10 protein-coding genes are annotated in these 12901 nt (G+C 44.6%); 7 read left to right on the top strand and 3 right to left on the bottom strand.

Translation table 11 applies throughout. From position 1 onward, the window contains the following. The first annotated feature begins 1 nt into the window (after position 1). Positions 2 to 1477, top strand: a complete 1476-nt coding sequence (gene gltA / locus BN3283_RS04515) for an NADPH-dependent glutamate synthase (protein WP_059027161.1) — start codon at positions 2 to 4, stop codon at positions 1475 to 1477. A 223-nt stretch (positions 1478 to 1700) separates the two neighbouring features. Here the strand turns inward: gltA and ybaK are convergent, their stop codons facing one another. Further along, entirely contained in the window at positions 1701 to 2177 is a 477-nt protein-coding gene (gene ybaK / locus BN3283_RS04520) for a Cys-tRNA(Pro) deacylase (protein ID WP_059025806.1), read from the bottom strand. Positions 2178 to 2352: 175 nt separating this feature from the next. Here ybaK and BN3283_RS04525 point away from each other — a divergent pair, with 175 nt between their 5' ends. The 6 genes from BN3283_RS04525 to BN3283_RS04550 all read left to right on the top strand — a co-directional run bounded on the left by BN3283_RS04525 (position 2353) and on the right by BN3283_RS04550 (position 9873). Then, entirely contained in the window at positions 2353 to 3150 is a 798-nt protein-coding gene (locus BN3283_RS04525; RefSeq protein WP_041504564.1) for a metallophosphoesterase family protein, read from the top strand. Then, positions 3131 to 3829, top strand: coding sequence for a hypothetical protein (locus tag BN3283_RS04530; RefSeq protein ID WP_059027163.1), 699 nt, complete (start codon positions 3131 to 3133; stop codon positions 3827 to 3829). Before BN3283_RS04525 ends, BN3283_RS04530 begins: the two co-directional genes overlap by 20 nt. A 27-nt stretch (positions 3830 to 3856) precedes the next feature. Then, positions 3857 to 5248 carry an alpha/beta hydrolase family protein gene (locus BN3283_RS04535; protein ID WP_059025807.1) on the top strand — a complete coding sequence of 464 codons (1392 nt, stop codon included), beginning with the start codon at positions 3857 to 3859 and terminating at the stop codon, positions 5246 to 5248. A 19-nt stretch (positions 5249 to 5267) separates the two neighbouring features. Next, complete coding sequence (locus BN3283_RS04540; RefSeq protein ID WP_059025808.1) at positions 5268 to 7460, top strand: patatin-like phospholipase family protein; 2193 nt, start codon at positions 5268 to 5270, stop codon at positions 7458 to 7460. Between the two features lie 333 nt (positions 7461 to 7793). Further along, a complete protein-coding gene (locus BN3283_RS04545; RefSeq protein ID WP_059025809.1) occupies positions 7794 to 8456 on the top strand; it encodes a M57 family metalloprotease in 663 nt (220 codons plus the stop codon). Between the two features lie 118 nt (positions 8457 to 8574). Further along, the gene (locus BN3283_RS04550) at positions 8575 to 9873 is read left to right on the top strand and encodes a hypothetical protein (protein ID WP_059025810.1); all 1299 of its coding nucleotides are present in this window, start codon (positions 8575 to 8577) and stop codon (positions 9871 to 9873) included. Positions 9874 to 9957: 84 nt separating this feature from the next. On the opposite strand, the gene BN3283_RS04555 is transcribed toward BN3283_RS04550, so the two are convergent. Together BN3283_RS04555 and BN3283_RS04560 are read right to left on the bottom strand one after the other, a co-directional pair. Then, entirely contained in the window at positions 9958 to 11376 is a 1419-nt protein-coding gene (locus BN3283_RS04555; protein WP_059025811.1) for an NADH-quinone oxidoreductase subunit N, read from the bottom strand. A 23-nt stretch (positions 11377 to 11399) separates the two neighbouring features. Next, on the bottom strand, positions 11400 to 12893 hold the full coding sequence (locus BN3283_RS04560; RefSeq protein ID WP_059025812.1) for a complex I subunit 4 family protein: 1494 nt from the start codon (positions 12891 to 12893) through the stop codon (positions 11400 to 11402). Positions 12894 to 12901: the final 8 nt, after the last annotated feature.

The following is a 12901-nucleotide window of genomic DNA, read 5'->3' on the forward strand; positions in this document are numbered from 1 at the left end:
TATGAGTGGGGTAAGTGATCGGAATGCTGCCTGGAGACAGCAGTTACGTCGAGATGTGCCGGGTAAGGAACGGACATCCATAGAACGGGTTCGTATGCCGGAAGTAGATCCCGTGGAGAGGATTAAGAGCCAAAGGATAGAGGTGAATAAAGGGTTAACGCCGGAAATGGCCGTTCTGGAAGCGAAACGTTGTATGGATTGTATAAATCCCACGTGTATGGAAGGTTGTCCGGTGAAGATTGATATTCCCGGTTTCGTGAAGAATATCGAAAGGGGGGAGTTTTTACAAGCGGCCGTAATATTGAAGAATACGAGTGCTTTGCCGGCGGTTTGCGGCCGGGTTTGCCCTCAGGAGAAACAGTGTGAATCCAAGTGTTTTTATATTCAAAAGTTAGATAAGCAACCGGTAGCTATCGGTTATTTAGAGCGGTTTGCGGCGGATTACGAGCGGGAATCCGGTCGTGTATCCGTTCCTGAGGTGGCTCCGGCTAACGGTATAAAAATGGCGGTGATCGGTTCCGGGCCGTCCGGGCTCTCGTGTGCCGGGGATTTGGCTAAAAAGGGATATGATGTGACCGTTTTTGAGGCTTTGCACGAGATCGGAGGGGTGCTGAAATATGGAATTCCCGAGTTCCGTTTGCCTAATCGGGTAGTGGATGCGGAGATTGACAGCCTGAAAAAGATGGGGGTGAAATTCGTTACCAATTTTATCGTGGGTATGACGGATTCGATGGAAGATTTGAAGTCGGAAGGTTTTAAGGGATTTTATGTAGCTTCGGGAGCGGGGTTGCCCCGTTTCATGAATATACCGGGAGAAAATTACAATGGCATACTCTCTTCCAACGAGTATTTGACCCGGGTGAATTTGATGGGTGCCGATAGTGAAGAGTCGGATACTCCCGTGTATCACGGAAAACGGGTGGTCGTAGTCGGCGGAGGAAATACCGCGATGGATTCTGTCCGGACAGCAAAACGTTTGGGGGCCGAGCGGGCTATGATCGTGTATCGCCGGAGCGAAGAGGAGATGCCTGCTCGAATTGAAGAAGTAAAACATGCCAAGGAGGAGGGATGTGAATTTATCACCCTGACCAATCCTATTGAATATATTGCCGATGAAAATCGTCGGGTCAAACAGGTTAAAGTGCAACAAATGGCATTGGGAGAACCGGATGCCAGCGGACGACGTAGTCCTGTTGCGGTTCCCGGTTCCGAATACCTGATCGATGCCGATGTGGTCGTCGTGGCCGTGGGAGTCTCTCCCAATCCGATAATTCCTCGTTCCGTGGAGGGACTGAATATCTCTTCCAAGGGAACGATTATCGTGGATGAAAAGACCATGGAATCTAATATTCCCGGACTTTTCGCGGGCGGAGATATCGTACGCGGAGGAGCTACGGTTATTTTGGCAATGGGGGACGGCAGGCGTGCGGCAGAACACATGACGGAAGAATTGACTACGGACAATTGTAGATTGTAAATTGACGATTGTAAATTAAAATGATTCGGTACTTTCGTGACTCACGGGGATAGGTGCAATGTTTTTTAATTGCAGATTGTTCGTTTTTGAGTGCTTTTTTGAGGTGGCAAGATGTTGTTTGGGGTGTACGTTAATTTGTGAGGTTGTTTTCAATAATATCAAGATTTTTTTAATCTCGAAATCACCGAATCATTAAATCTTTTTAATCTACGATTTACAATCGTCAATCTACAATCGTCTTGGCTTGCGTGATACGGATCAAATCGGCAGGAGCTATTTTAATTTGTAAGCCTCTCACTCCTGCACTGATATAAATGTAATCGAAGATAAGGCAGGAGGCGTGAATATAAGTCGGGAATTCTTTTTTCATTCCGATGGGGGAACAGCCTCCCCGGATATAGCCGGTCGTGGGGAGTAGCTCTTTCATGGGAATAAGATCGGCTTTTTTATTTCCGGACACTTTGGCAGCTATTTTCAAGTCGACTTCTCGATCGCCTGGAATAACGCATACGAAAAAGCCGGTTTTATCTCCTTTCAGCACGAGGGTTTTAAAGACCTGCCCGATATTTTCCCCTAATTGTTCGGCAACGTGAACGGCAGCCAGGTTATTGTCGTCGACTTCGTAAGGAACAAGCTCGTAATCGATTTTTGCTTTGTCGAGTAGACGGGCTGCATTCGTCTTGTTTACTTTAGCCTTCATGATCTTTTTTTTTCATTACAAAGATAGTGTATTGTGAGGAAAAACGGATGGGATTAGAGTATCGGAAACGAGGAGCGGTTTAACTTTCTATTTTAATATTTATTATCTTAAATATATTGTATTTGGTCTGTTTTTTGTATTTTATTTTTCCGTGTAGTGTAAAAATAAACTTGTGATGAGAGTAGGTGTAATGTTAATGGTCGCTTTGTTTGTATATGGTTGCGATCTGATAGAGTACCATCCTTATGATGTCCGATTGGGTGGGGAGAGGGGAATAAACGAGAAGAATATTGCCCGTATCGAGGAGGCTTGCAAAGGGAAAGATACAATCCGTTTCGTGTTGATGGGAGATAGTCAGCGTTGGTATGACGAGACTGAAAAGTTTGTCTCCCACTTGAATACCCGTGATGATGTGGATTTTGTTATTCATGGCGGGGATATTTCCGATTTTGGTTTAACCAAGGAGTTCGAGTGGGTGCGGGATATTATGTCGAAGTTGAAAGTGCCCTATGTTGCTTTGCTCGGTAATCATGATGTGTTGGGAAACGGGGTGGAGGTGTACAAGAAGATATACGGAGATATGAATTTTTCGTTTATTGCGGGTGATACGAAATTTATCTGCATGAACACTTGTGCCTTGGAATTTGATTATTCCCATCCGATCCCTGATTTTTCATTTATTTATAAAGAGTTGCAGGATAGTGTTTCCGGTTTTAAGCGTACGATCCCCGTGATGCATGTCCGACCGGGGGATGTTGAATTCAATAATAACGTGTCTCAGGTATTTCATGAGTTGTTGAGGCGTTTTCCCCGGATGGAATTTTGTTTGCATGCACACAATCATACTTTGATGGCGGAAGATCTGTTTGAAGACGGAGTCATGTATTACGGTTGCAGTTGTATGAAAGATAAAAATTATTTGTTGTTTACTTTAACCCCGAAAGGATATGGTTATGAAGTGGTCTATTATTAAATGGGGAGTCGGGTTATTTCTTTTTGTCACTTCACCTCTTTGTGCACAGCAGGATGCCGACAGCATTCGGATAAAGGAACGGGAAGCTCATCGTTTGGCCAGGCAAGAACGTTTACGGGCACGCTACGAGCGAAAATTGATGAATTACCAGACGACCTGGCAAAAATTGATTCCTAAATATCAAAAACTGCAATTTGCCGGTTCCATAGGTTTGATTTCGTTAGGAATGGGATGGGATTACGGTAAAAAAGACCAATGGGAAACCGATTTCCTGATCGGATTCATACCCCGTTTTTCTTCCAATGAGGCAAAGATTACTCTTACATTAAAACAAAATTATATTCCCTGGACCAATGTTTATTTAGCCAAACGTTGGTCGTTCGATCCCTTGACGACGGGTATTTACGTGAATACGGTATTGGACGATGCTTTTTGGGTGAAGGAACCGGATCGTTATCCGAGTAACTATTATAAGTTTTCCACGCGGGTTCGTTTCCATGCTTTTATCGGACAACGGCTTACTTTCGGGTTAGACCGGAGTGCCCCCTTTAAAAAAATGACGGTCTTTTACGAATTCAGTACCTGTGATTTATATTTTATCAGTGCTGTCGGAAACAGGTATATCGGTTTAGGAGATATTTTAAGTCTTTCTTTCGGGATCAAGTTACAAATTTTGTAGATTTGTAAAAGAATCAACACGAGACTGATGAGAAACTTCTTAATCGTTTGCATAGTATGTTTTATAGGGGGAGCCGGAACGGTTTCGGCTCAGCATGATACGGGGGCATGGAACGGAATGTTGCTTCTTCCGGGCGGGGTTTTAAAGCTCGTGTTGCATATCGAGAGAAACGAAGGCGGATATACCGCCTCTTTGGATAGCCCCGCTCAGGGGGTCCTCGGTATCCCTGTCGATACCGTTTGTTGGAGAGATGAACAATTGCGTTTCGTCATTCGGGAATTGGGTGTTGAATACACGGGAAAATTGAATGAAAAGGGGGAGATCGAAGGAACTTTTAAGCAGATGGGATACACCTCTTTTTTGCTTTTTGTCCCGGGAGACGGAAATGTACGCTATCAGGAACCCCGGGGACCCTATCCTTACCGGGTCGAGGAGGTATTTTTTGAGAATAAAAGAGATTCCGTCAGATTAGGCGGAACCTTGACTTTACCGGAAGGAAAGAAGAGCTTCCCTACGGTTGTGTTGATTAGCGGTAGCGGCCCGCAGAATAGAAATGAAGAGATGATGGGACATAAACCTTTTTGGGTTTTGGCCGATTATTTGACGCGACAAGGTATCGGCGTGTTGCGGGTGGATGATCGGGGGGTGGAAGCTTCCGAAGGAGATTTTAATTCCTCCTCTTTATGGGATTTTGCTTCGGATGCGGAAGCGGCGGTAGATTTTTTAAGGAGAGAAAAAAAGATCCGGCGAATCGGATTGATCGGTCATAGTGAAGGGGGATGTGTGGCTTCTGTTGCGGCAAGCAGAAACAAGCGTGTTGGTTTTATCGTTTTATTGGCAGGACCAGGTATTCGGGGGGATCGGCTTGTTTTATTGCAAAAGGAGTTGATCGGGAAAGCTTACGGAACGGATCCGAAGTTGATGGAAAAGATTGGCGATTTGGATCGGGCGATCTTTGATCGGCTTGTTGTTTCGGAGGATCCTGAAAAGGAACGGGATTCCATTACCGCTCTTGTCTCCCGTTTTGCACATGAACATCTTTTTTTGAAACCCGGCAATATGAGTCTCGATAGTTGGATTCGAGTACAGGTGGATGGTTGTCTGACTCCTTCGTATACGGCTTTGCTCAAATATGATCCTTATACGATACTGAAAAAGGTAAAGTGTCCGGTTTTGGCTTTGAATGGAGGGATGGATTTGCAGGTTCCCGCGGGTGTTAACATAGAGGCGATACGAAATGCTTTGACAGAGGGAAAAAACAGACGGTTCGAAGTAAGGATATTACCCGGATTGAATCATTTGTTTCAAGAATGTATAACGGGGACTCCCGGGGAATATGGAATCATAGAGCAAACTTTTTCTCCTGTGGCGTTGAAAGAGATCGGCGAATGGATATTGGATTTACACGGTAAAAAATGACGGAATAACAGTGCTTCCCATGAAAAGAGTCTGGTTGTCTTTTTTATTTTTCCTGTTGTTGTGCAGTACTGCGGACGCACAACGGAAAAAAGTCGGACTCGTGTTGAGCGGGGGAGGAGCCAAAGGTGTGGCTCATATCGGAGTATTGCAGGTATTGGAAAAGGCGGGGATACCTGTCGATATAATCGTGGGAACCAGTATGGGATCCATTGTTGGCGGGTTATATGCCATCGGTTATCGTGCGGATGTTCTCGACAGTTTGGTACGCCATCAGAATTGGGAATTTTTACTGAGCGATAAGGTGTACCGGTATGATCTCTCTTTTTACGAAAAAGAGCAGGATGAAAAGTACTTATTGTCCATACCTTTTGATAGAAGCAGAAAGCAGGGAAGATCTTTGGGATTTGTAAGCGGCCAGAATATTTATAATCTGTTTCAGGATTTGACGATCGGTTATCATGATTCCTTGGATTTTATGAAATTGCCTATTCCGTTTACCTGTATCGCGGCGGATATGATAACCCGGAAGGAGGTCCGGCTCGATCGGGGCAACCTGGCGTTGGCGATGCGTGCCAGCATGGCCATTCCGGGAGCTTTTACGCCGGTTCGAATGGAGGATATGGTGTTGGTTGACGGGGGGGTATTGAATAATTTTCCGGTGGATGTGGCTAAGGCGTTGGGTGCGGAAGTGATTATCGGGGTGGATGTACAGGCCGATTTGTTGGGTGCGGATGAATTGAAATCCGTTTCCCAGGTGATACCCCAGATTATTAATTTGCTTTGTATGAATAAATACGAGGCAAACCTCAAACAGACGGATCTATTGATACGTCCTAATGTAAAGGGTTACACTGCGGCCAGTTTCAGTACGAAAGCGATCGATTCGTTATTGGCCCGGGGAAAAATCGCCGCTTTGTCGAAGTGGGACGAATTGATGGCTTTCAAGGAGAAAATCGGAATCAAACCGGAAAAGGTGGAATCGAAAGTCGGGAAGAGTCGTTTTGTGTCTCCCGGGTATTTTAGGATACGGGATATCCGGGTTTTGGGAGTCTCCCCGAAAGATGAAAAATGGGTAAGGAGAAAATTGTATGTCCGAGAAAATAGTGAAATTTCTTTACGGGATTTGCACCGGACCATCGCCGTTTTGTACGGTACGAAAGCATTCAGTGCCGTTAATTACCGTTTGGTCGGGGATCCTCCCTATGATTTGGAACTGACCCTGAAAGAGCATCCGGTGAATCGCGTAAACATAGGTTTTCGGTTTGACTCCGAGGAGATGGCGGCAATCCTCTTAAATACGACGTGGACGAATAGGGCTTTACGCGGTTCTCGATTTTCCGTAACGGGACGTTTGAGTGCCAATCCTTACGTGCGTTTGGAGTATACGTTGGAAAATACTTTTTTGCGCCGGTTCAATTTGGCCTATATGTTTCGTTTTAGCGACGTTAACGTGTATAAAGAAGGGCATAAGGATTACAATATGACGTTCCGTTATCATATGGGAGAGCTCGGGCTTTCCAATTTTTATTTCCGGAACTTCCAGTTTCAGGTAGGTTTGCGTTACGAATATTTCGATTACAACTCCTTTCTCTATTCTGCTGGGGGGGAGGTGATGGATGTGCGGCCGGAGGGCTTTTTCAGTTATTGCGGGTCGGCTCGTTTGGAGACCTACGACCGGCGTTACTATCCGACCCGGGGGGTCTCTTTCAGGGCCGATTATTCCCTGTATACCGATAATATGATTACCTATAAGGAGCATTCTCCTTTTTCTGTATTGGAGTCTCGTTTGGAGGGAGTGATACCGTTAACGAACCGTTTGAAGATATTGCCTTCTGTTTCGGGGCGGGTTTTGATCGGTCGCAGCCCGGCATATTCTTATCTGAATTGCATGGGAGGAGTTCATCCCGGCCGTTATCTGCCCCAACAGATAGCTTTTTTAGGGATCAATCATATGGAGATGGCCGGGAACTCGCTTATCGTGTGGCGGCTTCGATTGCGACAACGGATGGGAGGTCGGCATTATGCCTCTCTGATTGGTAATTATGCCCAACAAGACGACCGCTTTTTCGATATGTGGGGCCGACGGGGTATTTGGGGCGGAGGCGTTTCTTATTCGCGGGATTCCCGCTTGGGACCGATAGATATAGTGTTCAGCCTTTCCGACCGGGATAAAAAATTAAAATTCTATTTTGATCTGGGTTTTTACTTCTAACTGCTTTTCTGTTTGAATTACCTGATAAAAATGTATACGGATTGACATTTTTGGGTGATATTGTATCAATATAATATTGTCATTTTTCTATTACTGTTGTTTGTTTGATTATTTATGTTTAATTTTGGGCTAATCATAGGTTGGGGTATTTTGAAAGTATTCCAATAATCTACGCATAAAATATTCACGTCATCAAATTTAAAATTTTAACTATTATGAAACTATTGAATTATACCGTTGTTTTACTTGTGATGACTATATTTATAGTTGAAGTAAAACGGAAGAAATGATTGTTGATGAGTTATTTGCAGAAAGTAGTATTCCTCAAAAAATATGGATAAGCAAATTATTGCTTCGTTGGGACTTGATACGTCGACAATTCGTGATATGGGAAGTTATTATATTGTCGAAGAAGATATTGCTTTTGATATAGATTCTCTTTTTTGTTATCAGCCTAAAGCTCGTCAGGCTCGTCATACAACCTTGATTCAGGTTCCGTACGAGAATTTTATATCGCTTAGTACTTATAATATGCCGACATCCGGTCCCGATAATTGGCTCGATGCTTTATTAGAGGCTGTACAGATATGGAATTCCATGGGGCAGACAAGTGTTCGTATTATATATATAAGCGGAGGACCTTCTAATGTCGTGGTTCGAATGGATCATTTACTTTCTGGTACTGCTGCTGTTGCAAATCTACCAAGAAATGGGGCTCCGGGAGAGATGATAAGAATAAACTATTGGAGTAGTTACGGGTCAGAAGAGCCTTTTGAGCATAGGCAGAAAGTACGAAACTTAGTTCATGAAATAGGGCATATTATAGGTCTAAAACATACGAATTATTTAAGTTTAGGTGAAACGGGAATCCTTATTTCGGGGACTCCCCAAACAGATAATTCTTTTGTTATGAACGGAGGAACGGCAGAACTTCATTGGGCTGGATTTAGTGAGTATGATATAATTGCTGTTCGGAGAATTTATCCGCAATGGTAATAAATAGAAACTGTGAATAAATAAAAGTATTTTGACGTGAATATTTTTTATGACGCTTAAAAGCTTGGATAAAACGGCTTATATAGATAATTAAGTACTTATATATTTATTGTAAAAAATGAAAAAACAACTGTTTTGGGGTATAATGATGATTCTAATGGTCTCTTTTACGAGTTGCGATAAAGACGAGTTTGGTTGGAAGAGATATAAAAAGGGTCATATCGGTATTACGGATGTTCAAATGCCTGACTTATCGACTGCTTTTCCTGCCAATAGCTTGGTGATGATCCGGGCTAAGGGTTTTACGGTAAAAGACGAAATCGTTTTGGAGTCGGTGGCTTATTCCCGTTCGGAGACGATAGGACTTAGTACGGCTTCTAATATAAAACCGTTGGAATGTACGGAGGATTATATCACTTTTTTTGTTCCCCGGTATAGGGCAGGGAGATTCCGGATTGTTGTTATCCGGAATAAAGTGGGACAGGATATAGGAGAGTTGAATATCGGTAAAGAGGATTGTGGTTTATATGCCTGGGGACGAGGGCGGGGTGGATATGAGGGATATGGAATTAGAAAGATGGGCAGCTTTCCTTGGTGTATGTTTGATCCCCGGTGTTTGTTGCCTGAAATACTCCCTTTGAAAAGTTTGATCAAGATTTCCGGGGTTAAGCCCGTGTTTGGCCTGTTAAAGGATCAGGATAAGATTACAGTAGTCTCTTTTGATCCGGAGATGTATGACTCATTGAAGATGGTAGGATACAAGGAGTTAACGGACGTGCGTGATTTGATCTCCTGGGGTAAAATCGGGAATGATCTCTGTGTTTTGCGCGCAGACAAGGAGGCTAAAGAGCGAACGGTATTGCAATTGTTAAAAATAGATCATGAAACCGGCGATCAGACGGAGGTCGGGACTTGGGTGAAAGGAGAGAATCTACAACCGTTCGTGGGAAAAGAGAATACGTTTGTATATGATCCCGTGAGCGAAAATATTGTTTTTATTACCGGAATTTCCCCGAATTCGGAGTCCGAGCCGGAAAAGGAGTGTGTGATCTCCCTGAATACCAAATCGGGTAGTATGAAAGAGAGAATATTAGATGGAAAACGAAATGAGCTATTCCGTATGAATAAAGAGATTGGTTTATTAAGGGTTCACGAGAAGGATGGGGAAGATAGAACTTATATAGGAATTTTAAATCCGGCAACTTTAGAGATAAAGCGAGAAATGACGGAATTGCGAGGGCGTTGGCATTCTCCCGTTTATCGAAAATGTTCCGAACTTTTTTATGTCGTTTCCGATTTTAAAGAGGTAGGAAGCAATAGCAATTTATTAGGCGTGTATAACCCGGAGCGACAAACTTTCCACTCTTTTATCTTCGGGCTCTATTTTTACGGGGACGGTATTGTTCAAATAAATTAATATTTATTGCGATCGTTATATCGGGAAGATAAATCCCCTTTAATCTCTTCCGAAGAATAAAGGGGATCCGTATATGGAGGAAAATTAGAATCTGCTGAATGTGTCGATGTATTCGTAAACACTGCTGATGAGGCCTAATAAGAGAATACCCGCACTGCAAATCACTAAACTTAACCGGGTGTAATTATCGGAACGGAAAGCTGTCACGGCTTCTTCGTTTTTGTTGATAAACATGGCTTTTACGATTCTCAGGTAGTAGTAAAGCGAGACGATCGTGTTCAGCAGGGCGATGAAAACCAAAACGTAGTATCCCTCTTTGGCGGCAGCGGCAAAAATAAAAAATTTGCTGAAGAATCCGGCAAAAGGAGGAATCCCTGCCAAGGAAAACAGGGCGATCATCATAACGATACTTAATTTGGGATTTGTCGAGTATAAGCCGTTATATTCGTCGATATTCAATTTTCCGGAACGGGTTTCGACGATGGCGATAACCCCGAACGCGGCTAAGTTCGAAAGCGTGTAGATCAGAATATAATATACCAATCCGGTCATGCCCATGGCCGATCCGCTGATTACCCCCAGCATGATATATCCGGCCTGGGAGATGGAGGAGTAGGCGAAGAATCGTTTTATATTCTGTTGGCGCAGGGCGAAGAGGTTGGCTAAGGTGATTGTGGCGATAATCACGCCATAAAGGATGGCTTGCCATTCGTGGATCAGGTTTCCGAATACCTTACATAAAACGGTCATCAACACGAAAGCGGCCGATCCTTTGGATATAACGGAAAGATAGGCGGTTACGTTAGTCGGGGCTCCCTCGTAAACGTCGGGCGTCCACTGGTGGTAGGGAACTAAGGATAGTTTGAATCCTAAACCCGTAAAGAAGAATACAAAGGCCATGATTTGGATCGGGCTGCCGTTGATACCCGCGGGAATATCTTCGAAATAGAGGGTTCCCACCGTACCGTATATCAACGATATGCCGTAAAGAGCCAGCCCGGAAGCAAAGACGGCCGAAAGAATGTATTTGGCTCCGGCTTCCGCTGAAAGATGCTGGTATTTATTGTAAGCGGCCAAAGTGGCCATCGGGATGGATACGGTTTCCATGCCGATAAAGAACATCAGGAAGTTTCCGGCAGAGATCATAAAATACATGCCTAACAATGTCGAGAGGGTGATCATGTAAAATTCGCCCCTTCGAATGACGGTCTCTTCGCTTTTCAGCCAATTGTTTGCCTGCATGAAAATAAGCAGTGTACCTATATTCAGAATTGTTTTTACGATTCCTCCCATCGGTTCGTAATGGTACATGCCCCCGAACGCGGAAGCAGTTTCGCCGGGAAACAGATTCAACAGGGTATGTATTCCCATCAGGATACAGGCTGTCGGCTGAAAATATTTCAGACTTTTGGGAGAACCGAATATATCGTATAGCAAAAGGATGACTATCAGGGCGACTAAGGATAGTTCTTCTTTTAATGGCATTAGATTCGTGTAATACATTTTATTTTGAGGTTTAATGATTACTAATAGTTCAACACGTTAACGACCGGCAATAAACTTTCGCGGATCATGTCGGATATCCACAGGGGAGCCAGACCGATACCGGCTATCGCCAGTATCAATACGATGACGGACAGGCGTTCGTACCAGTTGGCATCCGTGAGGGCCAGATGGTGGTCGTTAACGACTTGTCCGTACAGAAGTTTGCCGACAACCCGAAGGATATAGACCGCCGTAATGACGATTGAGGTACAGGCGATGATCGTGAAGACCCGATGGAAGGTATCCGTGTGTTGGAACGCCCCGACAAATACCGTCATCTCGGCCACGAATCCGCTTAATCCCGGTAAACCTAAAGAGGCTAAGCCGGCAATAACGTAACAGCAGCCCAAGAAGGGAATAATTTTCATCAATCCGCCCATTTCCCGGATATCCCGCGTGTGCGTGCGTCCGTATATCATGCCGATGAGGGCGAAAAAGAGAGCCGTCATCAAACCGTGGGAGAGCATCTGGAGTACAGCTCCGGTCATGGCAGTCTGGTTCAGCATCAGAATGGCGAACAATACTAATCCGCAATGGCTTACGGAAGAGTAGGCATTGATGTATTTCAAATCGGTTTGTACGATGGCCGAATAGGCCCCGTATACTACGCTGATACCCGTCAGGATGATAAATATCCAAGATAGTTCCTTGGCGGCTTCGGGCATCAGGTAGATGGCTACCCGGAAACAACCGTAGCCTCCTAACTTCATCAATACTCCCGCGTGTAGCATGGAAACGGCCGTCGGGGCGGATGCGTGTCCGTCGGGAGACCAGGTATGAAACGGAAACAAGGCCCCCAAAACACCGAAACCGACGAATGTCAAAGGAAAGAACCAATGTTGGGCTTCTACCGGGATATGGGTTCGGGCGATCCGGAGCAGGTTCATGGTCAACTGTCCCCCGTCGGTTGCCGAATGGAAATAGATACCCAAGATTCCTACCAATAATAAGGCCGAGCCTCCCATCAGCATGAGGGTTAATTTCATGGCCGCGTACTCTTTCTTTCCGCTACCCCATACCCCGATCAGCAGATACATGGGAATCAGGGCGATCTCGTAAAACATAAACATGGTGAACAGATCTACGGAGATAAAGAAACCGAATACGCCGACGGCGAGCAAACAGAACCACATGAAGTATTCTTTTTGCAGGAACTCCATTTTCCAGGAGGCAAATATTCCCGTGAAAACAATGACGGAAGAGAGCAGTAACATGGCGACGGAGATTCCGTCGACCCCTACGGAGTAGTGAATGTTAAGCGGAGCGTACCATACGCAATCTGCCGTAAAAAGCATTTCCGCCGTGTTTCCGGCGTTTCGTTCTCCGATGTAGGCGAATACCGATCCGACGGCCAAAGCCAGCAATAGAGATCCTCCTGCGGCAACAACGGCTCGTATCTGTTTCAGGTTCGCTGAAAAGAGCAATCCGCACATCATCAGGATCGGAATAAGAACGAATAAGGATAAAAAATTCATATCTTTTG

It is taken from the genome of Gabonibacter massiliensis, from assembly GCA_001487125.1.
In the GTDB taxonomy this organism is placed as follows: Bacteria; Bacteroidota; Bacteroidia; order Bacteroidales; family Marinifilaceae; genus Gabonibacter; species Gabonibacter massiliensis.